The sequence below is a fragment of the Azoarcus sp. Soil_N_20 genome (assembly GCF_057656155.1).
Genome location: NZ_JBDGKX010000006.1, coordinates 347,624 through 367,597 on the forward strand (window position 1 = coordinate 347,624; position 19,974 = coordinate 367,597).

18 protein-coding genes and 1 riboswitch are annotated in these 19,974 nt (G+C 66.5%); of the genes, 3 read left to right on the forward strand and 15 right to left on the reverse strand.

What is annotated here, in order from left to right:
- Position 1: 1 nt before the first annotated feature.
- Positions 2 to 340, reverse strand: coding sequence for a P-II family nitrogen regulator (gene glnK, locus AC3A35_RS14695; RefSeq protein ID WP_110529599.1), 339 nt, complete (start codon positions 338 to 340; stop codon positions 2 to 4).
- A 77-nt stretch (positions 341 to 417) separates the two neighbouring features.
- Positions 418 to 1,182: a TorF family putative porin gene (locus tag AC3A35_RS14700; protein ID WP_487436885.1), complete on the reverse strand. Its 765-nt coding sequence runs from the start codon at positions 1,180 to 1,182 to the stop codon at positions 418 to 420.
- A gap of 286 nt (positions 1,183 to 1,468) precedes the next feature.
- Between AC3A35_RS14700 and AC3A35_RS14705 the strand changes: the two genes are divergently transcribed.
- Together AC3A35_RS14705 and AC3A35_RS14710 are read left to right on the forward strand one after the other, a co-directional pair.
- Positions 1,469 to 1,726: an accessory factor UbiK family protein gene (locus AC3A35_RS14705; protein WP_487436886.1), complete on the forward strand. Its 258-nt coding sequence runs from the start codon at positions 1,469 to 1,471 to the stop codon at positions 1,724 to 1,726.
- Positions 1,727 to 1,816: 90 nt separating this feature from the next.
- Positions 1,817 to 3,316 (forward strand): YifB family Mg chelatase-like AAA ATPase, encoded by a 1,500-nt coding sequence (locus tag AC3A35_RS14710; protein ID WP_487436887.1) that lies wholly within the window; start codon positions 1,817 to 1,819, stop codon positions 3,314 to 3,316.
- Positions 3,317 to 3,348: 32 nt separating this feature from the next.
- Here AC3A35_RS14710 and uca read toward each other — a convergent pair whose 3' ends face one another.
- The 6 genes from uca to AC3A35_RS14740 all read right to left on the reverse strand — a co-directional run bounded on the left by uca (position 3,349) and on the right by AC3A35_RS14740 (position 11,239).
- Complete coding sequence (gene uca / locus AC3A35_RS14715) at positions 3,349 to 6,951, reverse strand: urea carboxylase (RefSeq protein ID WP_487436888.1); 3,603 nt, start codon at positions 6,949 to 6,951, stop codon at positions 3,349 to 3,351.
- Between the two features lie 116 nt (positions 6,952 to 7,067).
- The gene (locus tag AC3A35_RS14720) at positions 7,068 to 7,706 is read right to left on the reverse strand and encodes an urea amidolyase associated protein UAAP2 (protein ID WP_487436890.1); all 639 of its coding nucleotides are present in this window, start codon (positions 7,704 to 7,706) and stop codon (positions 7,068 to 7,070) included.
- An 11-nt stretch (positions 7,707 to 7,717) separates the two neighbouring features.
- On the reverse strand, positions 7,718 to 8,449 hold the full coding sequence (locus AC3A35_RS14725; protein ID WP_487436891.1) for an urea amidolyase associated protein UAAP1: 732 nt from the start codon (positions 8,447 to 8,449) through the stop codon (positions 7,718 to 7,720).
- A 10-nt stretch (positions 8,450 to 8,459) separates the two neighbouring features.
- Complete coding sequence (locus AC3A35_RS14730) at positions 8,460 to 9,248, reverse strand: ABC transporter ATP-binding protein (protein WP_487436892.1); 789 nt, start codon at positions 9,246 to 9,248, stop codon at positions 8,460 to 8,462.
- Positions 9,245 to 10,060, reverse strand: a complete 816-nt coding sequence (locus tag AC3A35_RS14735) for an ABC transporter permease (RefSeq protein ID WP_487436893.1) — start codon at positions 10,058 to 10,060, stop codon at positions 9,245 to 9,247. The genes AC3A35_RS14730 and AC3A35_RS14735 overlap by 4 nt, the downstream gene beginning before the upstream one ends.
- A 99-nt stretch (positions 10,061 to 10,159) precedes the next feature.
- Complete coding sequence (locus tag AC3A35_RS14740; protein WP_487436894.1) at positions 10,160 to 11,239, reverse strand: putative urea ABC transporter substrate-binding protein; 1,080 nt, start codon at positions 11,237 to 11,239, stop codon at positions 10,160 to 10,162.
- 58 nt (positions 11,240 to 11,297) lie between these two features.
- Positions 11,298 to 11,397: riboswitch (guanidine-I (ykkC/yxkD leader) on the reverse strand.
- Between the two features lie 406 nt (positions 11,398 to 11,803).
- Between AC3A35_RS14740 and AC3A35_RS14745 the strand changes: the two genes are divergently transcribed.
- Entirely contained in the window at positions 11,804 to 12,991 is a 1,188-nt protein-coding gene (locus AC3A35_RS14745) for a multidrug effflux MFS transporter (RefSeq protein ID WP_487436895.1), read from the forward strand.
- 53 nt (positions 12,992 to 13,044) lie between these two features.
- On the opposite strand, the gene AC3A35_RS14750 is transcribed toward AC3A35_RS14745, so the two are convergent.
- The 7 genes from AC3A35_RS14750 to AC3A35_RS14780 all read right to left on the reverse strand — a co-directional run bounded on the left by AC3A35_RS14750 (position 13,045) and on the right by AC3A35_RS14780 (position 19,880).
- Entirely contained in the window at positions 13,045 to 13,437 is a 393-nt protein-coding gene (locus AC3A35_RS14750; RefSeq protein ID WP_487436896.1) for a rhodanese-like domain-containing protein, read from the reverse strand.
- Positions 13,438 to 13,503: 66 nt separating this feature from the next.
- The gene (locus AC3A35_RS14755; protein ID WP_487436897.1) at positions 13,504 to 14,238 is read right to left on the reverse strand and encodes an ABC transporter ATP-binding protein; all 735 of its coding nucleotides are present in this window, start codon (positions 14,236 to 14,238) and stop codon (positions 13,504 to 13,506) included.
- A complete protein-coding gene (locus AC3A35_RS14760; protein WP_487436898.1) occupies positions 14,228 to 15,001 on the reverse strand; it encodes an ABC transporter ATP-binding protein in 774 nt (257 codons plus the stop codon). The genes AC3A35_RS14755 and AC3A35_RS14760 overlap by 11 nt, the downstream gene beginning before the upstream one ends.
- A complete protein-coding gene (locus AC3A35_RS14765) occupies positions 14,998 to 16,095 on the reverse strand; it encodes an ABC transporter permease subunit (RefSeq protein ID WP_487436899.1) in 1,098 nt (365 codons plus the stop codon). Before AC3A35_RS14765 ends, AC3A35_RS14760 begins: the two co-directional genes overlap by 4 nt.
- 15 nt (positions 16,096 to 16,110) lie before the next feature.
- On the reverse strand, positions 16,111 to 17,043 hold the full coding sequence (locus AC3A35_RS14770; protein ID WP_487436900.1) for a branched-chain amino acid ABC transporter permease: 933 nt from the start codon (positions 17,041 to 17,043) through the stop codon (positions 16,111 to 16,113).
- A gap of 117 nt (positions 17,044 to 17,160) precedes the next feature.
- Positions 17,161 to 18,276 (reverse strand): branched-chain amino acid ABC transporter substrate-binding protein, encoded by a 1,116-nt coding sequence (locus AC3A35_RS14775; RefSeq protein ID WP_487436901.1) that lies wholly within the window; start codon positions 18,274 to 18,276, stop codon positions 17,161 to 17,163.
- Between the two features lie 488 nt (positions 18,277 to 18,764).
- The gene (locus AC3A35_RS14780) at positions 18,765 to 19,880 is read right to left on the reverse strand and encodes a branched-chain amino acid ABC transporter substrate-binding protein (protein ID WP_487436902.1); all 1,116 of its coding nucleotides are present in this window, start codon (positions 19,878 to 19,880) and stop codon (positions 18,765 to 18,767) included.
- Positions 19,881 to 19,974: the final 94 nt, after the last annotated feature.

Here is a 19,974-nt window from a genome sequence, read left to right on the forward strand (position 1 = left end):
CTTACAGGGCGTCTGATCCGGTTTCACCGGTACGAATGCGGATCGCCTGCTCCAGATCGAACACAAAGATCTTGCCGTCCCCGATCTTGCCGGTCGAGGCCGACTTCTCGATGGCTTCGATGGCCTGGTCGAGGATGTCGTCGCGAATGGCTGCTTCGATCTTTACCTTGGGCAGGAAGTCGACGACGTATTCCGCGCCACGATAGAGCTCGGTATGGCCTTTCTGCCGGCCGAAGCCCTTGACCTCGGTCACGGTGATGCCCTGGACGCCGATCGCGGACAGGGCTTCACGCACTTCGTCGAGCTTGAACGGCTTGATGATGGCGCTGATGAATTTCATGGTTGGTCCACCTATATGACTGAGATTTGCTTATCCCCGCCGCATCGCAGGATGCGGTCGGGGCGTCACCGAATTGCTCAGAATTCCTTGCTGAAGGACAGCACGAGCCGGTCGCCGGCTGCGTTCTTGGGCGAGTCGCCGAAACAGTACGGTTCGCCCTTGGAGCAGCTGCCGTCGGCATCGGAATCAGTGTAGTTCAGCGCCACGGTACCGAAGCCGACGTCCTTGCTGACGCCCACGCCCCAGTCGGCATAGGAGGCCGACCCGTTGCTCTTGATGATCTGACGGCCGACGTGGGCGGAAACGGCCCAGGTGTCGGCGAACTCGTACTCGGCGTTCAGCTCGAGGTAGTTGCTGTTGCGCGTGCTGCCGCCGGTCGGGCTGGTCCAGGCGAACAGGTACTTGGAGACGGAATGCGAGTACTTCAGCTCGAGGAATTCCCAGCCCAGAGCGAGATAAACTTCGGTCGAGTCCGGCGTGGCGACGCCACCGATGTTGTCGCCGGGGTAGAAGTAGCGGATGGCGCCGACGTCGTAGGAGACGGGACCGACCGTGTTCCCGTAGCCGAGATACAGATCGATTTCCATGCTGTTGTTTTCTTTGTACAGGTCGTCCACCCAGGCGACGTTGGATGCCCATGTGCCGATATAGAAACCGCTGCTGTGCGCGTAGTCGAAGCCGCCTTGCACGGCGGGCTTTCCTTGCGTCTGGCTGATGCCGCGGAAGACGTAGTCGGTGGTCAGGGTGAGGTTGGCACTGAACGGGCTTTCCTCTTGTGCATGTGCAGTGCCCATCAACGGCAGGATTGCGAGCAGGGCGGTGGTAAGGATGGTCTTGCGCATGGATTGCTCCTGAAGGAGGTTGGTGTTTTGGCTCAGAACCTTATGCATACACCGTGCCAGCTTCTCGAAACCCTTGCCGATAAAGGCTCTGATGGATTCATGCGGGATCACGGGGAGGCCGGGCATGGAGATGCTGTGTCCGGGATGAGGCGTGAAAACCCTGGATGCACCAATGCGGTGCTGTCGACTGCGAGGGCAGGCACCGTTTTGGGGCGTCGACGGAGAAAGCACTGCCGGAAGTGCGTGCTAGACTATTTGCCTCTTCGCGTTCCGGACTTCTCACACCATGACTACTCCCCGTATCTTCGATGAAATTGGTGCAAAACTCTCCGAACTCGCGGCAAACAGCCCCGCGCGCGATATCGAGAAAAACATCAAGGCAGTGCTGACCGGCGCCTTCGGCAAGCTCGACCTGGTCACCCGCGAAGACTTCGAAGTTCAGCGCGAGATGCTCGCGCATGCGCGCCAGCGTCTGGCCGAGCTCGAGGCGCGGGTTGCCGCGCTCGAGGCCGATGCTGCGGAGCGCGATCGCGGCACAAGCTGAACGCCGGCAGCGTCTGATGCGTTTTGAGTAATTCGTTTGGCATTGTCCGGATCTCCGCTAAACTGGGCGCCCCCCGGTACGGAGATCCGAATGTCGATCGCGCTTGTTCGCACCCGTGCCCTCGATGGCCTGAATGCCCCCGAGGTCGTGGTCGAGGTGCATCTGGCCAATGGCCTGCCCGGGTTCACGCTGGTGGGGCTCGCCGATACCGAGGTTCGTGAGGCCCGCGATCGCGTTCGTGCCGCGCTCGTCACCTCCCAGTTCGAGTTTCCGCAACGCCGGATCACGGTCAACCTCGCCCCCGCCGATCTGCCCAAGGAGGGTGGGCGGTTCGATTTGCCGATTGCGCTGGGCATACTCGCGGCGTCCGGACAGATCAAATCTTCCTTGCTCGATGGACACGAATTCTGCGGCGAACTCTCGCTCGACGGCAGCCTGCGCGGGGTGCGGGGCGCACTCGCGGCGGCGCTCGCGGCCGGGCGTGGCCGACGCAGTCTGGTGCTACCCGATATCAATGCTGACGAGGCGGCGCTGGCGCGCGAGGTCAGTGTGCTGCCGGCCACCTCCCTGCTCGCGGTGTGCGCCCATCTCAATAGCCACAACAGTCTCCCCGTCCATGCCTCGGCGATGGCCTTGCCGGCGGCGGCCGCCGCCCCCGATCTGGCCGACGTGCGCGGGCAGTCGCAGGCGCGGCGTGCGCTCGAGGTGGCGGCCGCCGGAGCGCATTCGCTGTTGATGTACGGCCCGCCGGGCACCGGCAAGTCGATGCTCGCCCAGCGCCTGCCCGGCTTGCTGCCGCCGCTGAGCGAAGCGGAGGCGCTCGAAAGCGCGGCGGTATTTTCCCTGAGCGGCACGTTCGACGCCACGCGCTGGGGCATGCGTCCGTTCCGCTCGCCGCACCATTCGGCATCGGCTGCGGCGCTGGTGGGCGGCGGTGCGATACCGCAACCGGGGGAGGTGTCGTTGGCCCATCACGGCGTGTTGTTCCTCGACGAGCTGCCCGAGTTCGACCGGCGCGTGCTCGAATCGCTGCGCGAGCCGCTGGAAACGGGGTCGGTCACGGTGGCGCGCGCGCGCCGCCGGGCCGAGTTTCCGGCGCGCTTCCAGCTCGTTGCGGCGATGAATCCCTGCCCCTGCGGTTTTGCCGGACATCCCACCCGCGCCTGTAGCTGCACGCCGACCCAGATCTCCCGCTACCGTGCCCGGTTGTCGGGTCCGCTGCTCGATCGGATCGATCTCACCATCGAAGTGCCCGTGGTTTCCTACGAGGACCTGTCCGGTGTGGCGCAGGGCGAATCCAGTACACCGGTCCGCGACCGGGTGGCCGCGGCCCGGGCGGTGCAGATCGAGCGCCAGGGCGTGCCCAATGCCCGCCTCGAAGCGGGCCGGGTCGAGGCGCTGTGCGCGCCGGATGCGACCGGTGCCGCACTGCTGGCGCAGGCGATGAGTCGGCTCAATCTGTCCGCGCGCGCCTATCATCGGGTGCTCAGGGTCGCGCGCACACTAGCCGATCTTGCCGGTGTCGCCCGCCCCGGCGCCGCCCAGCTGGCCGAAGCCATCCAGTACCGACGGGGACTGGACGGGCGTTGAGCGGGTGGGCCGGTTGGGCGCCTATCGGCTGTTCACGCTTCGTCCAGGATCACGATGCGCTGGCCGGCACGCACCGGAGACCCGGGCTGAATCCGGACTTCCCTGACGATGCCGGCGCGGGGCGCGGTGAGCGGAATTTCCATCTTCATCGATTCCAGTATCACCAGGGTTTCGCCCTCGGCCACCCGCTGCCCGGGCTCGACCCGGACCTGCCACAGGTTGCCGGCGATATGGCTCTCGATCGCATGCTGGCCCTGGCCCAGCGGGGCATCCTCGCCGACATCGGCGGTGACTTCCTCGGCCTCGAAATGGGCCTGGCCGGTCGCGATCCAGCGCTCGCGTTCGGCGTCGAAGGCCGCACGCTGCTGCATGCGGAAGGCGGCGATGCCGTCGGCTTCACGGGCGAGAAAGGCCTGATAGTCGGCCAGCCGCAGCGTGGTGTGCTCGATGGACAGCGGATAGCGGCCGAGCGGGAAGTCGCGGCGGATGCGCGCCAGCTCGTCGGCGTCCACCGGGTGGAAGCGGATCTGGTCGAAGAAGCGCAGCAACCAGGGCTTGCCGTCGAAGGCGGCGACGCTGCGGTAGCGGTTCCACATCTGCAGCGTGCGGCCGACGAACTGGTAACCGCCGGGGCCCTCCATGCCATACACGCACAGATAGGCGCCGCCGATGCCGACCGAATTCTCGGCGGTCCAGGTGCGGGCCGGGTTGTACTTGGTGGTGACCAGACGGTGGCGCGGATCGAGCGGGGTCGCGACCGGCGCGCCGAGATAGACATCGCCCAGGCCCATGACCAGGTAGCTGGCGTCGAACACGGTCCGGCGGACCGCGTCGAGGTCGGCGAGGTCGTTGATGCGGCGGATGAACTCGAGGTTGCTCGGGCACCACGGCGCGTCCTTGCGCACCGTGGTCATGTACTTCTCGATCGCCAGCCGGCACGCCGGGTCGTCCCAGGACAGCGGCAGTTGCACCACGCGCGACGGCACTTCGAGGTCGTCGCGTGCGCACACCCCGGCCCACAGCGCGGCGACGCGTTCGAGCAGGGTGGTCAGCGCCAGGGTTTCCGGCCGGTAGTGCAGCTGCAGCGAGCGGATGCCGGGGGTGAGGTCGACCAGACCGTCGAGTGCCAGCGCCTCGATCGCCTGCATCAGCGCATGGGCACGGAAGCGCAGCACCAGATCGAGTTCGGGGGGGCCGATCTCGAGCAGGACGTGGGTGTCGCCGGCCACGCGCGCGACCAGCCGGGTGTCGGCCGTGCCGAGGTCGAGCACGATCGGTGAGGCCGGGGTGATCGCAGGCGTGCTGGCCGCATAGGCACGGGCGAGCGCGCTCGTCTCCAGCACGCGGGCGGCGGCGAGTGCGCGCGCCGATTCGAGGCTGACCGGCACGAAACGCACTTTGTCGCCGGCCTTGAGCTGGCCCAGTTGCCACAGGTCGGCCTCGATCACCGTGACCGGGCAGACGAAGCCCCCCAGACTGGGGCCGTCCGGGCCCAGGATGACCGGCATGTCGCCGGTGAAATCGACCGCGCCGACCGCATACGGATTGTCGTGGATGTTGGACGGGTGCAGTCCGGCTTCGCCGCCGCTGTCGCGCGCCCATTCCGGTTTCGGGCCGATCAGGCGCACGCCGGTACGGCTGGAGTTGAAGTGCACTTCCCAGTCGGTGGCGAAGAAGCGCTCGATATAGGCCGGGTTGAAGTATTCCGGCGCGCCGTGCGGGCCGTAGATCACCCGCAGTTCGCGCACCGGGGCGAGCGCCGGGGTGAGGGCGGCGGGCAGGCTCGCGCCGGCGGCCGCATCGGTCAGCGGGAACAGGTGCACCACGTCGCCGCCGCGCAGCGCCCGACCGCCATGACCGCCGAACTGGCCCAGGGTGAAGGTGCTCTTGCTGCCGAGGTAGTCGGGCACGTCGAGGCCGCCGCGCACGCACAGATAGCTGCGGGTGCCGCGTTCGGCAATGGTGCCGAACACGAGGCGGGCGCCGGCCGGTACGAAGCGCGCGGTGTTCATCGGAAGGGCGACGTCGTCTACGCTCACCGGGATGGAGGCGCCGGTGACCGCGACCACCGCATCGCAATTGAAGCGGATGATCGGCCCGCTCATCGTGATCTCGAGGGCGGCGGCGCCTTCGCCGTTGCCGAGCAGGCGATTGCCCAGCCGCAGCGCGCGATCGTCCATCGGGCCCGAGGGCGGTACGCCCACGGCCCAGTAGCCCAGCCGTCCCGGCCAGTCCTGCACCGTGGTCTGAGTGCCGGCGGTGATGAATTCAATGCTGTGGCTGCGGTATTCGAGGCCTTCGAGACAGCGCGTCCACGCCGCGCCGCTGGCGAAGGGCGCGTCGGCGAGGATCTGGCGCAGGTAGTCGCGGTTGGTCTCGACGCCGTACAGGCGGGTGTCGTCGAGCGCGCGGTCGAGCGCGGCGATGGCGGCGCGGCGGTCCGGCGCGTGGGTGATGATCTTGGCAATCATGGGGTCGAAATAGGGCGGGATCTCGCAGCCGGCCTCGACCCAGGTGTCGATGCGCAAGGCACCTCCGTCTGCGGCGGGGAAGTTCACCGCGGTGAGCAGGCCGGGGCAGGGCTGGAAGTCGCGGCCCGGGTCCTCGGCGTAGAGGCGCGCCTGTACGGCGTGGCCCTGCGGCGCCAGGGCGTGCGCGAGTTCGGCGAGCGGTGGCAGCTCGCCGGCCGCGAGCCGTACCATCCACTCGACCAGATCGACGCCCCACACCTGTTCGGTGACCCCGTGCTCGACCTGCAATCGGGTATTCACTTCGAGAAAATGGAACGCGCCCGCGTCGCTGTCATAGACGAATTCCACCGTCCCGGCCGAGCGGTAGTTCACCGCGCGGGCGAGCTGCACTGCCGCGGCGCACAGGGCTTCGGCCATGCCCGCCGGCAGGTTCGGCGCCGGGGTTTCTTCCAGCACCTTCTGGTTGCGGCGCTGCACCGAGCAGTCGCGTACGCCGAGCGCGAGCACTTCACCGGCGCCGTCGCCGAACACCTGCACTTCGAGGTGACGGGCGCGCTCGATGTACTTTTCGATGAACACGCCGGCGTCGGAGAAGTTGTTCTCGCCGAGGCGACGCACCGCGTCGAAATGGCGACCGAGCTCCTCCGCGTTCCGGCACACACGCATGCCGATGCCGCCGCCGCCGGCGGTGCTCTTGAGCATGACCGGATAGCCCACGGTGGCGGCCGCGGCCAGTGCGTCCGCGACCGAGCCCAGCAGGTCGGTGCCTTCCAGCAGTGGTACGCCTTGTGCCTTTGCGAGCGCGCGTGCGGTGTGCTTGAGGCCGAACACCCGCAGTTGCTCCGGGGTCGGACCGATGAAGGCGATGCCCGCGGCCTCGCAGCGTTCGGCAAACACCGCGTTCTCGGACAGGAAGCCGTAGCCGGGGTGAATCGCGGTGGCCCCGCTCTGCTCCGCAATGCGCAGGATCTTGTCCACCGCGAGATAGGTGGTCGCCGCCGCCCCTTCGCCGAGACTGTAAGCCTCGTCGGCTTCGATCAGGTGGCGGCTGGCGGCGTCCGCCTCCGAATAGACGGCGACGCCGCCGGTGCCGAGCCGGCGCAGGGTACGCAGGATGCGGCAGGCAATGGCGCCGCGGTTGGCGATCAGGACTTTGTCGAACATGGTCTCACCCGATTCGTGTCGAGCTATGGCGGGTCGTCCCGCCGGAGATCGGAACCGCGGAGGTCGTCCTCCGGGTGGGTGGTCGGCTCAGGCGCCAGGCAGGGGCGGGTGTCGCTTCAGTCCCACACCAGCACTTCGGCCGGGGTCGGGTTGTAGGCGTTGCACGGGTTGTTCAGTTGCGGGCAGTTGGAGATCAGCACGATCACGTCCATCTGCGCCTGCAGTTCCACGTACTTGCCGGCGCCCGAGATGCCGTCCTCGAAGGTGAGGCGGCCGTCGGCGGTGACCGGCACGTTCATGAAGAAGTTGATGTTGGCGCCGATGTCGCCCTTGGCCAGGCGGCCGTCGTGCATGCAGCCGCACAGGAAGTTGTCGCGGCAGGCGTGCATGTGCAGCTTGTCGAGCGCATAGCGCACGGTGTTGCTTTCCTGCGCGCAGGCGCCGCCCACGGTGTCGTGGCGGCCGCAGGTGTCGGCGACGATGGTCAGCATCGGGCGGCCGAGGTTGGAGTACAGCACGCTGCCGGTGGTGAGATACAGATTGCCCTGGCGGCGCAGGGTGCGCTGCGGGTCGTAGCGCTCCTTGGGGTTGGCGACGCCGTAGAACAGGGTGTCGACCGCCTGGTTGCCTTCGAGATCGAGCAGGCGCACGGTCTGGCCGGCCCTGACTTCGCCGACCCAGGGCTCGCCGGCGGGGATCACGTGGCGGAACACCGCCGTTTCGGGTTGGCGCATGCTGGTGATCAGGGTGCTCATGTCGGGGCCCCTCACAGGTAAAGATTTTCGGTGTTGATGAAGCCGCGCTCGTTCTCCGGGCGGGAGCTGCGGCAGTGCGCGGCGACGGCGGCCTCGGCCTGCATCCAGGTGAGTTGCACCGGCCGCGGCGCATACTCCGGAGACGGGTCCATCGGATGCTGCAGCGCGGTCATCACCACCAGGGTGTCCATCGGTGCGTAAAGCTCGATGTAGTCGCCGGCCTTGCTGTTGCCGGCGACGAAGTGCAGCCGGCCGTGGTCGTCGACGGTGACTTTGGAGAACAGGTTGAGCACCATCAGCAGGTCCTCGAGGCCCATCCCCCACTTGCCGAGCTCGACCAGCAGGTTGTCGGTGCCGTTGCGATGGCAGGCATTGCGCAGGGTCTGGTAGGGGCCGTCGCCGTATTTCTCGCGCACTTCGGCGGCATCGAGCACGCCGCCGAGGCTGTCGTTCCAGCCCGCGCTGTCTTCGGTGATCGCTGCCAGCACCCGGCCCATGTCGGAGTACAGGCAATGGCCGCGGGTGAGCTTTGCGGTGTACTGGCACTTGAGCGAGTCGGGCAGGTTGAGGCGCTCGGTCTTCTCGTGCGCATTGAACAGCAGCAGGCTGACATTGGCGCCGCCTTCGAGGTCGGTCAGGCGCAGCAGGCGACCGCGGCGCAGCACGAAGGAGCGGTGGCCGCCGCCGGGCAGCCGCTCTTCGGCGAGCACGGGATAGGGCAGGGGGGAAACAGGCTTGGTCATGGCGTCCTCGTCATGCTTTGTTCAACGCTTCCGTCACGTGGGCGGGCAGCGCGGCGACGGCCTCGCGGGCGGCGTGGCGGTCGAGGTTGAGGGGAATGTCGTAGGTGATGCGGGCGCCATAGGCGCCGGGAGCTTGCGGATCGTGGCGGACCTTGTCGAACACCAGCAGGCGGGTGCCGAGGGTGAAGCCCTCGGACAGGTCATGGGTGACCATCAGCACGGTGAGCCGGGTTTCCTGCCACAGCTCGAGCAGCAGCGCGTGCATGTCGCGGCGGATGCCGGGGTCGAGCGCGCCGAACGGTTCGTCGAGCAGCAGCATGCGCGGCTTCATGATCAGGGCCTGGGCGATCGCCAGACGCTGCTGCATGCCGCCGGAGAGCTGGCTGGGGTACTTGTCGAGGGCGTGCTGGAGGCCGACGCGTTCGAGCAGCACGGCGGCCTGCGCGCGCGCCTCGTGCCGGGCGCGGCCGAACAAACGGCCCAGCAGCGGCGCGCGCGGCAGTTCGAGGCCGAGGGTGACGTTGTCGAGCACGGTGAGGTGGGGCAGCACCGAGTAGCGCTGGAACACGATGCCGCGGCTGGCATCGGGCTCGGCCGCCAGCGCTTTGCCGTCGACCAGGATCTCGCCGCGGCAGGGCCGCTCCTGGCCGAGCAGCAGGCGCAGGAAGGTGGACTTGCCGCAGCCCGATGCCCCCACCAGCGCGCAGAACTCGCCCTCGGCGATGTTCAGCCTGAGGCCTTCGAGCACGACCTGGTCGCCATACTCCTGCCATACGTTGCGGACCTGGATGAAGCTCATGCGCGGCCTCCGTCGTGCCACGGGAAGGCGGCACGGGTGAGGCGCTTGAGGCCGTAGTCCATCAGCCAGGCGAGCGCGGTGATCCAGGCCACGTAGGGCAGGATCACGTCCATCGCGAGGTAGCGCCGGACCAGGAAGATGCGATAGCCGAGGCCGTCGGTGGCGGCGATCGCTTCGGCCGCGATCAGGAACAGCCAGGCCGAACAGAGCGCCAGCTGCAGCGCGATCAGCAGCCGTGGCAGCAACTGCGGCAGCACCACGCGCAGGATCAGCGTCCACGTATTCGCCCCCAGGGTCTGGGCCTTGATCAGCAGCTCGACCGGGATCTCGCGGGCGCGCTGCTCGATGTCGCGGGCGATCACCGGGGTGATGCCGATCACGATCAGCATCACCTTGGACAGCTCGTCCAGCCCGAACACGATGAACAGGATCGGCAGGATCGCCAGCGGCGGGATCATCGAGATCACCGTGAGCAGGGGCGACAGCGGCACCCCGAACACGGGCAGCGTGCCGGCGAGCAGGCCCAGGCTCAGGCCGGCGACGGCGGCGATCGCCAGCCCCATGCCGAGGCGCTTGAGGCTGGCTGCGGTGTCGTCCCACAACAGATAGCGGCCGGTGCGCGGGTCTTCGGTGAAGGCCATGCGGTCGATCGCCTCGGCCATCTGCTGGGCGGCAGGCAGCAGCTTGTCCTGCGGGTTGTCGGCAAGGCGCGCGGCCGAACCGGCGAGGTAGGCGATCAACAGCAGCGCGAACGGCAGGATCGTCAGGCTGATCCGCCAGCTACGGTTCGGTTTTCGGTTGATGAGACGCATCGCGGCGCTCCATGATGATGGGCTCGCCGCCGCGCCGGCTGATCGGGGCCGATGGCGGCGATCAGAACGGCGGGGCGGACACCGATGGGTCGGCGCGGATCAGTCCAGCTTGCTTTCGGCCGCCATCCGCATGTAGCTCGGATCGAAGCGCAGCTTGAGATTGGCCGCATTGCCGCGGGTACCGCCGGCGAAGCTCATGCCGATCGCGTCGGCACTGCGCGCGCCCTCGCCGAGCAGGCCGTGCTTGAAGCTGAAGCCGGCGACCTTGGTCATGGTCGCCGGCAGATCGGCGCTGGTCGAGAAGGCGAGTGCGTCGGCCGCGGTGTAGAACATCCGGGTGGCGGCGAGCTGCGCCTCGTAGCCGGCGAGGTCGGTGCCGGAAGCGGCGGCCATGTGCTGGCGTGCCGCCTTGCCGGCCGCGGTGTCGGCACTCATGATCGACATCACTTCGTACCACGCGCCGACGAGCGCCTTGCCGAAGGCGGGGTTGTCGGCCAGGGTCTGGGTATTGACCACCATCAGGTCGATGATCTCGCCGGGGATCTTGCTCGAATCGAACACCTGGGTGACCTTGGGCATGGCGGTCACTTCGGCGAGCAGCGGGTTCCAGGTGGCCACGGCGTGCACGCCCGAGGTGGCGAAGGCGGCGACCAGGTCGGCATCCGAGGTGTTCACCACCTTGGTGTCGCGCTCGCTGAGCCCCGCAGACTCCAATCCGCGTGCAAGCAGGTAGTGCGACACCGAGAGCTCGACCAGGTTGATCGGCTTGCCCTTGAGGTCGGCAAGGGTCTTGCCCGTGCCCTTGATCACGATCCCGTCGTTGCCGTTGGAGAAGTCGCCGATGATCAGCGCAGTGGTGTCGACGCCGCCGGCGGCCGGAATCGTCAGCGCGTCCATGTTGGTCATCGCGCAGCCGTCGAAGCCGCCCGCGGTGTATTGATTGATCGACTCGATGTAGTCGTTGACCTGCACGACGTCGATCTTGAGGTCGTACTTCTTCGCCCACTTGTCCATGATCCCGCTGGTGGCGGCGTATTCCCATGGCATCCAGCCGGCGTAGATCGTCCAGCACACCTTGAAGTCCTGCTTCGGCGCGGCGTGGGCAGCCGGAGCGGCAAGGGCGAGGGAGAGCGAAAGTGCGGCTGCGGAGGCAGCGGCAAACAGGCGGGACTTGATCATGAAAACCTCCAGTTCGGTTGTCGGGTCAAGCGGGAGCGGCGCATCACATGATGGTGCGTTCTCCCGGGCTTTTATCCCGCCGTGTAACCTCGCTGGAGGTCGATAACTCTTGGACCAGACACCCGCATGCGCAGGCCGGAACCCTAGTCATCTATTTCAGATTGTGGTGCTTCGAGCCCGGCGAACCGGACCGCTCCTGCATGCCCCTCCTAAGCGAATACCGTGCCATCGATAGAATCGGCCGCGAGCCGCGGAGCCGCGTTGCCTGCAGCGACCCCACCGCGGGTGATCTGCACCAAGTTGGGGTGGATGCCCTCGAATGGTGCCTTCGCGCAGGGGGTGATTCGCCGTTTGCCCACGGCGCCGAACGCGGGCGCGATGCCGCGGCGCCGACTTCCTGGCACGGATTCCGGTGTGGACCGGCAGTACCGGCCGCTACGCGCGTATCATCGAACGCTCCGGGTGTGCGCAGCCGGCCGCGGCCGTCCGCTAACGCGTACCGGATCGGCACCGAGCGGCCGCCGGGCGCCGCTCCGTTCCCGACCGACAGACACAACAACAACGATGCCCTCGACTTCCCCCTGGCTGGCCGTGGTGCTGGCCGCACTGGCTGCGATCGGCCCGTTCGCGATCGATACCTATCTGCCCGCCTTCCCCGAGATGGCGGCTTCGCTCGGCGCGAGCCGGGTCGAGATCCAGCAGACCCTGACCGCCTACATGGCGACCTTCGCCTTCATGGTGCTGTGGCACGGTGCGCTGGCCGACCGTTTCGGCCGCCGGCGGGTGCTGATTGGCGCCACCCTGCTGTTTTCCCTGGCGTCGGTGCTGTGTGCGTTTGCGTCCACGATCGAATGGCTGTGGGCCGGACGTGCACTGCAGGGCCTGTGTGGCGGCGCCGGCATGGTGGTCGGACGGGCGGTGATCCGCGATCTGCACGACGGCGCCCAGGCGCAGCGGCTGATGTCGAGGGTGATGATGATCTTCGGCATCGCGCCGGCAGTGGCGCCCCTGGTGGGTGGGCTGCTGCTGGCGGTCGCGGGCTGGCGCTCGATCTTCGTGTTCCTCGCCGCCTTCGGGCTGGTGCTGACCTTCCTGAGCTGGCGTCTGCTGCCCGAGACCCTGAGCGAAGACGCCCGCCAGCCGCTGCACCCGGTGGCGCTCGGGCGCGCCTACCGCAGCGTGCTGTCCAGCCGCGCCTTCGTGCTGCTCGCCGGGTCGGTGGCGCTGATGTTCAACGGCTTCTTCATCTATGTGCTGTCGGCCCCGGTGTTCGTGATGACCCACCTCGGTCTCGGTGCGCAGGATTTTGCCTGGCTGTTCGTGCCGTCGGTGGCGGGCATGATGCTCGGTTCGGCCGTGTCCGGGCGGGTTGCCGGCCACTGGACCCCGACGCGCACGATCGGTGCCGGCTTCGCGGTGATGTTCGCGGCCGCGGCGGCAGCGGTGGTGCTGGCCGCCGTCGGGCCCGCGCAGGCGCTGTGGCTGGTGGCGCCGATCGCGGTGTACAACATCGGCATGGCGCTGGCCATGCCCAGTCTCGGCATTCTTGCGCTCGACCTGTTTCCCGCACGGCGAGGCATGGCCTCGAGCTGTCAGAGCTTTCTGCAGGTCGGCATCAATGCCTTCACCGCGGGCATGCTCGCTCCGCTGTTGTGGCACTCGCCGCTGAGCCTTGCGCTCGGCATGTGCGTGTTTGCGGCGCTCGGCTTCGCCGGCTTCATGACCTGGCACCGTCGTGAAGCCGTGATCTGATCGGGTACGGCGCGCTCGCGGTCAAGCGGCGCAGCGGCCCGTGCGGACGTCGTTCAGCACTGCTGCCAGGGGAGCCCGTCGAAACGCCAGCCGTTGATCGAATTGCGGTGGTGCTGGTCGTCGAGATCGCCCTCGAAGCCGTGGATGATGTTGACCACATTGCGAAAGCCCGCCGCGATCAGGGCTTCGCCGGCGGGCTGCGAACGGTTGCCGCTGCGACAGATCAGCACCACCGGACGCTCGCCCTCGTGGCCGGCGAGCTTCCTCACCTCGCCGACGAAGTGCGGATTGATCTCCCAGTCGGGGCCGTCGTTCCACGACACATGAATCGCGCCCGGCGGGTGACCGACGAAGAGGTGTTCGATCTCGCTGCGGACATCGATCAGCAAGGCTTCGGGATGGGCTTGCAGAAAGGCGTGGGCTTCCTTCGGGGTGACGTGTTTCATCCGTGCGCTCCTTTAGCGCAGAATTATATTCTGCAATTCGGATGAAGGCGGCGTCGGGATCCGTCGTCAGGCCGCCTCGCCCAGATAGGCCGCGCGCACCTTGGGGTCGGCGAGCAGGGTGGCGCCGCTGCCGGTGAGGGTGATCTTGCCGGACTCCATCACATAGCCGCGCTGCGAGAACTCCAGGGCGAGGTTGGCGTTCTGCTCCACCAGCAGGATGGTGACGCCTTCCTTGGCCACCGACTGCACGACCTCGAAGATCTTCTCCACCACCAGCGGCGCCAGGCCCATCGACGGTTCGTCGAGCAGCAGCAGCTTGGGGCGCGACAGCAGCGCGCGGCCGATCGCGACCATCTGCTGCTCGCCGCCGGACAGCGTGCCGGCGACCTGGGGCAGGCGCTCCTTGACCCGCGGCAGCATGGTGTAGACCTTTTCCAGGTCGGCCTCGATGGCGTCCTGGTCACGGCGCGAATAGGCGCCCATGCGCAGGTTTTCTTCCACCGTCAGGCGGGTGAAGATGCCGCGCCCTTCGGGCACCAGCGCGATGCCCTGGCGCAGGCGCTTGTGCGCGGGAATGGCATTGATCCTGGTGCCGTTGTAGCGGATCTCGCCGCCGGCCAGCGGCAATACCCCGGCGATGGCGTTCAGCGTGGTGGTCTTGCCGGCGCCATTGGCGCCGATCAGACACACCAGTTCACCCTTGAACAGTTCGAGGTCGATGCCCTTGACGGCCTGGATGCCGCCATAGGAAATCTGCAGGTCGAGCAGTTGCAGCAGCGGCGACGCGGGCTCAGTGTGCATGCTTGCCGCCCCCGAGATAGGCATTGATCACGGCGTCGTTCCTTTGTACCTCGGCGGGCACGTCTTCGGCGATCTTGCGCCCGAAATCGAGCACCGCCACGCGGTCGCACAGGCCCATCACCAGTTTCACGTCGTGTTCGATCAGCATCACGGTGACGCCGTCGGTGCGGATCTGTTCGATCAGGGCCTTGAGCTGACGGGTTTCGGTGGCGTTCATGCCCGCGGCGGGCTCGTCCAGGGCGAGCAACTGCGGTTCGGTGGCGAGCGCACGGGCGATCTCGAGCCGGCGCTGGTCGCCGTAGGAGAGGTTCTTCGACACCGTCTCGGAGAAGCGCTCGATGCCCACGTACTTGAGCATCTCGTAGGCGCGATCGGTGGTGAGGCGCTCCTCTTCACGGGTGAAGCGGTTCTGGGTCAGGATCCCCCAGATGTTGGCCTTGGTGCGGATGTGGTGCCCCGCCATCACGTTCTCGAGCGCAGTGAGGTCGCGGAACAGGCGGATGTTCTGGAAGGTGCGGGCGATGCCGCGGCCGACGATCTTGTGTGGCTTGCCGCTGGGTAGCTCGCTGCCGTTGAATACGAACTCGCCGCCGTCGGGGATGTAGGAGCCGGTCAGCACGTTGAAGAAGGTGGTCTTGCCGGCGCCGTTGGGGCCGATCAGGCCATAGACCTCGCCCTTGCGGATGGTCAGCGACACATCGGTGAGCGCCTGCAGGCCACCGAAGCGTTTGCCGATGTTGCGTGCGTCGAGCAGGGTGATCATTTGCTCTCCCTCCGGCGCAGGTTTTCGGGGTGGGCGTAGCGTGCGCGGGCCGGAATCAGGCCCGCCGGGCGCAGCAGCATCATCAGGATCATGGCGAGCGACAGCAAGAGCATGCGAAGGACTTCGGGGTCGAGGATGACGGTGCCGAACAGGGTCTGCTGCATCGGCACCGCCACGTCGCGCAGGATCTCGGGCAGCAGGGCGAGCGCGAAGGCGCCGACGATGGCGCCGGCGATATTGCCCATGCCGCCGAACACCACCATGGTCAGCACCGCGATCGACTCCATCAGGCTGAAGCTTTCCGGGCTGACGAAGCCCTGGAAGGCGCCGAACAGGCAGCCGGCGACGCCGCCGAAAGTGGCGCCGAGCGAGAACGCGAGCAGCTTCAGGTTGCGGGTGTTGATGCCGATCGCCTTGGCCGCGAGCTCGTCGTCGCGCATTGCCGCCCACGCACGGCCGACGCGCGAGATCTGCAGACGCTGGATGAAGATGATCGAGCCCACCACGCAGGCGAGGAAGAAGTAGTAGTAGAGGTAGAGCGAATGGATCGCGATGTCGTCGGTGATCTGCAGGCTGCGCGACAGGTCCCAGCCGAAGAGATTGATCGGGTCGATCGCGTTGATGCCCTGCGGTCCGTTGGTGATGTTGATCGGGTAGTTCAGGTTGAGCATGAAGATGCGCACGATCTCGCCGAAACCGAGCGTGACGATGGCGAGATAGTCTCCTCGCAATCGCAATACCGGAAAGCCGAGCATGATGCCCGCCAAGGCAGCGAACGCAGCGCCCAGTGGCAACACCATCCAGAATGGCAGGTGAATGTCGAAGTGAGGTGAGGCGAGGAAGGCGAAGGTGTAGGCGCCGACTGCATAGAAGGCGATGTAGCCGAGATCGAGCAGGCCGGCGAAGCCCACCACCAGGTTCAGCCCCAGCGCCAGCATCATGTACAGCAGTGCGAAGTCGAGGATGCGCACCCAGCTGCGGCCGAATTGCATGGCGATGATCGGCGCGGCGATGGCGATGATGATGATCAGCCAGCGCGCGGCCATCGGATTGCGCTTGCCCAGATACGGGACGGCGGCGACGAGTTCGTTCATGGTCGTTGTCCTCGCCTAGGCCCGGTCGGACACGCGTTCGCCCAGCAGTCCGGTGGGCTTGAAAATCAGCACCAGCCCGAGAATGATGAAGGCGAAGATGTCCTGGTAGGACGAATTGAGGAAGCCGAAGGTCATGTGCTCGATGTAGCCCGCGCCGAGCGATTCGACCAGCCCGAGCACGATGCCGCCGAGCATCGCGCCGCCGAGGTTGCCGATGCCGCCGAGCACCGCGGCGGTGAAGGCCTTGAGCCCGGGCATGAAGCCCATCCCGTAGTGGGCGATGCCGTAGTTGCTGGCGAACATCACCCCGGCCACGGCGGCCAGTGCGGCGCCGATCACGAAGGTCAGCGCGATCACGGCATTGGTGTCGACCCCCATCAGGCTGGCGACGCGGTGGTTCTCCGCGGTGGCGCGCATCGCACGGCCCATGCGGGTCTTGTTTACCAGCACGGTCAGTCCGATCATGATCAGCGCCGAGGTCACCACGATGAAAATCTGCACCGGGGTGACGAAGACGCCTTCGATCGGCTGCATCGGCGTGGTCGAGATCAGTTGCGGAAAGGTGTGATAGTTGCGGCCCCAGACGATCATCGCCAGGGTCTGCAGCAGGAAGGACATGCCGATCGCGGTGATCAGCGGTGCCAGCCGCGGCGCGTTGCGCAGCCGTCGGTAGGCGAGCCGTTCCATGGTGAAGCCGATCATCATGCACACCGGGATCGCCACCATCAGTGAAATCGTCAGCATCACGACCGGTGACATGCCCGGAGCGAAGCCCATCAGGAAGAGCATGGTCTGCAGGGCGGTCAGGGCGCCGACCATGAGCACGTCGCCATGGGCGAAGTTGATCAGGCCGAGAATGCCATACACCATGGTGTAGCCGAGTGCGATCAGCGCATAGACGCTGCCGATCACCAAGCCGTTTACAACTTGCTGGATGAGGGTTTCCATCGTGCTCTTTTGGAGGGATGAGGGTAGGGAGGGGTAAGGGCTGAAGTGCGCTGCACCGCGCGCGCCGCAGTCCTTACGCCTCCGGGCCGGGGGCCGGAGCCCCCGGGGCAGACCTGATTACATCGCGACCCAGTTACCGTCCTTGAACTGGTAAAGGGTCACGGCGCCTTCCTTGATGTCACCCTTGTCGTCGAAGGAGACGTTGCCGGTGACGCCCGGGAAGCTGTTCTTCTTCAGCTCGGGCAGGTACTTCGACGCCTCCACCGAGTCCGCCTTCTGCATCGCATTGATGAACGCGCTGGTTGCATCGTAGGCGTAGGGCGAATAGATCTGCACGTCGGTGTTGAAGCGCTTCTTGTAGCGCGCGCGGAAGTCGGCGCCGCCGGGCATCTTGTCGAGCGGCACGCCGGCCATCGAGCAGTAGGCCGAAGACGACAGCGCTTCGCCGGCGAGCTTGATGATTTCCGGGCTGCAGCCGCCGTCGCCGGTCACGAACTTGGCAGTAATGCCGAGTTGCTTGAGCTGGCGCAGCATCGGCCCGCCCTGTGCGTCCATGCCGCCGAAGAAGATCACGTCGGGAGCGGTGGCGCGAATCTTGGTCAGGATCGCGTTGAAGTCGGTGGCCTTGTCGGTGGTGAACTCGCGCGCCACGATCTGGGCACCGCCGGCCTTGGCGGCCTTCTCGGTCTCGTCGGCGAGGCCCTGGCCGTAGGCCGTGCGGTCGTCGATGATCGCGATCTTCTTCGCCCCCAGCTCGGAAACCATGAACTTGCCCAGTGCCGAGCCTTGCTGCACATCGTTGGCGATGGTACGGAACACGCCCTTGTAGCCCTGCTGGGTCAGCTTGGGGTTGGTGGCCGACGGCGAGATCATCGGAATGCCGCCCTGGTCGTAGATGCGCGACGCCGGGATGGTGGTGCCCGAGTTCAGGTGGCCGACCACCCCCTTGACGCCGGCATCGACCAGACGCTGCGCCACCGTGGTGCCGGTACGCGGGTCGGCCTGATCGTCCTCGCCGACCAGCTCGAACTTCACCTTCTTGCCGCCGATCGTGACGCCCTTGGCATTGGCTTCTTCCACTGCCAGCCGGGCACCGTTCTCGTTGTCCTTGCCGAGGTGGGCAATGGTCCCGGTCAGCGGTGCGACGCTGCCGATCTTTACGACCATTTCCTGGGCGTGAGCACCGGTGAAACCGAGGCCCATGACTGCGAATGCAACGATGGTTTTCTTCATGCTTGATCCTCCAGCGAACTCAGTGGTTGATGGTGCTGTTGTCGATCCATCTGCGAATGAGGCGAAACCGTCCCGCGTCGATCCGCGCTCGCGCTGCTGCCGGTGCCTGACAAATGTCGGGAAATACCGGATGTAGCCCGAAGGTGCGCCTATTCTCCACAAAAACGGGCGGAGAGCACGCCCAAGCGCGAGCGATGTCATGACTTTGGTTATATGCGATGCAGCATTTTCAGGGCAGGAGCGACGGAGGGAGGCGAGCCTATGGATCGCCGAGTCAGTCGCCAGCATCGTTTCGGATCGAGTATGGCGCTGCTGCATTGCACAAACCGTGCCATATTGTGGATAACCCTGATCCCCGGGCTAGACCGGGTCCGGCGTGCCGTCCTTCCCGCGAATATCCGCTCGGCGCCCGGCGATGGGCGCCGCCCGCGGCAGTGCAGTGTCCCGCGCATGCGCACCGCGGTGGTGCGCATGCAATCTGGAAACGATCAATCTAGGGTGTCCCACTTTCCGCCCTGGAAGCGGTACATGCTGACGCCGCCGTCCTTGATGTCGCCGTACTTGTCGAAGGCGATGTCGCCGGTGATGCCCTTGAACGAGGTCTTTTGCAGGGCGGGCAGGTATTTGGCCGGGTCGGCGGAATCGGCCGTCTTCATCGCTTCGATCAGGGCCATGGCGGCGTCGTAGCTGTACGGCGCGTAGAGTTGCACGTCGACATTGAAGCGCTGCTTGAAGCGGGTCAGAAACGCTGCGCCGCCGGGCATCTTGGTGATGGGGATGCCGGCCTGGCTGCAGTACACGTTCTCGTTCATCGCATCGCCTGCGAGCTTGAGCATTTCGCTGGTGCACACGCCGTCACCGCCCAGATACATCGCAGTGATGCCGAGCTGGCGCATCTGGCGCAGCATCGGAGCGCCCTGGGCGTCCATGCCGCCATAGAACACGGCGTCCGGGGCTTTGCCCTTGATCTTGGTGAGGATGGCCATGAAGTCGGTGGCCTTGTCGGTGGTGAACTCGCGGCCGACGACCTGGACGCCGTGCTGCTTCAGGCTGTCGGCGAAGGCATCGGCCAGGCCCTGGCCATAGGCGGTACGGTCGTCGATGATCGCGACCTTCTTCGCCTTCAGCGTTTCGGCGGCATAACGGGCCATCGCGCCACCTTGCTGGAGGTCGTTGGCAATGACGCGGAAGGTGACCTTGTAACCCTGCCGGGTCAGCTTGGGACTGGTGGACGAGGGCGTGATCACCGGCACGCCGGCCTGTTCGTACACCCGCGAAGCCGGAATCGAGGCGCCGGAGGTCACGTGGCCGACCACGCCCTTGACGTCGTTGTCGGTGAGGCGCTGGGCCACGGTGGTGGCGGTGCGCGGGTCGGCCTGGTCGTCTTCGCCGACCAGCTCGAACTTCACCTTCTGGCCACCGATGGTGATGCCTTTGGCGTTGGCGTCCTCCACGGCCAGGCGGGCACCGTATTCGCCATCCTTGCCGATGTGGGCGATCGGCCCGGTAAGCGGACCGGCGTGGCCGATCTTGATCACCGTTTGCGCATGTGCCGCGCCCAGGCCCAGGCCGGCGAGCGCGAGAACGAGAAGAGTGTGCTTCATCTGCATATCTCCGAAGTGTTGCAAGTCGATACGGTCCGGCGATTGCAAACCACGCCGGAAACCGTGATTCTATCCCACGCCCAATTTTGGGGCG

Excerpts from the sequence above, each read along its gene's own strand:
- glnK (WP_110529599.1), bottom strand. The coding sequence starts at position 340 with ATGAAATTCATCAGCGCCATCATCAAGCCGTTCAAGCTCGACGAAGTG.
- AC3A35_RS14700 (WP_487436885.1), bottom strand. The coding sequence starts at position 1,182 with ATGCGCAAGACCATCCTTACCACCGCCCTGCTCGCAATCCTGCCGTTG.
- AC3A35_RS14705 (WP_487436886.1), top strand. The coding sequence starts at position 1,469 with ATGACTACTCCCCGTATCTTCGATGAAATTGGTGCAAAACTCTCCGAA.
- AC3A35_RS14710 (WP_487436887.1), top strand. The coding sequence starts at position 1,817 with ATGTCGATCGCGCTTGTTCGCACCCGTGCCCTCGATGGCCTGAATGCC.
- uca (WP_487436888.1), bottom strand. The coding sequence starts at position 6,951 with ATGTTCGACAAAGTCCTGATCGCCAACCGCGGCGCCATTGCCTGCCGC.
- AC3A35_RS14720 (WP_487436890.1), bottom strand. The coding sequence starts at position 7,706 with ATGAGCACCCTGATCACCAGCATGCGCCAACCCGAAACGGCGGTGTTC.
- AC3A35_RS14725 (WP_487436891.1), bottom strand. The coding sequence starts at position 8,449 with ATGACCAAGCCTGTTTCCCCCCTGCCCTATCCCGTGCTCGCCGAAGAG.
- AC3A35_RS14730 (WP_487436892.1), bottom strand. The coding sequence starts at position 9,248 with ATGAGCTTCATCCAGGTCCGCAACGTATGGCAGGAGTATGGCGACCAG.
- AC3A35_RS14735 (WP_487436893.1), bottom strand. The coding sequence starts at position 10,060 with ATGCGTCTCATCAACCGAAAACCGAACCGTAGCTGGCGGATCAGCCTG.
- AC3A35_RS14740 (WP_487436894.1), bottom strand. The coding sequence starts at position 11,239 with ATGATCAAGTCCCGCCTGTTTGCCGCTGCCTCCGCAGCCGCACTTTCG.
- AC3A35_RS14745 (WP_487436895.1), top strand. The coding sequence starts at position 11,804 with ATGCCCTCGACTTCCCCCTGGCTGGCCGTGGTGCTGGCCGCACTGGCT.
- AC3A35_RS14750 (WP_487436896.1), bottom strand. The coding sequence starts at position 13,437 with ATGAAACACGTCACCCCGAAGGAAGCCCACGCCTTTCTGCAAGCCCAT.
- AC3A35_RS14755 (WP_487436897.1), bottom strand. The coding sequence starts at position 14,238 with ATGCACACTGAGCCCGCGTCGCCGCTGCTGCAACTGCTCGACCTGCAG.
- AC3A35_RS14760 (WP_487436898.1), bottom strand. The coding sequence starts at position 15,001 with ATGATCACCCTGCTCGACGCACGCAACATCGGCAAACGCTTCGGTGGC.
- AC3A35_RS14765 (WP_487436899.1), bottom strand. The coding sequence starts at position 16,095 with ATGAACGAACTCGTCGCCGCCGTCCCGTATCTGGGCAAGCGCAATCCG.
- AC3A35_RS14770 (WP_487436900.1), bottom strand. The coding sequence starts at position 17,043 with ATGGAAACCCTCATCCAGCAAGTTGTAAACGGCTTGGTGATCGGCAGC.
- AC3A35_RS14775 (WP_487436901.1), bottom strand. The coding sequence starts at position 18,276 with ATGAAGAAAACCATCGTTGCATTCGCAGTCATGGGCCTCGGTTTCACC.
- AC3A35_RS14780 (WP_487436902.1), bottom strand. The coding sequence starts at position 19,880 with ATGAAGCACACTCTTCTCGTTCTCGCGCTCGCCGGCCTGGGCCTGGGC.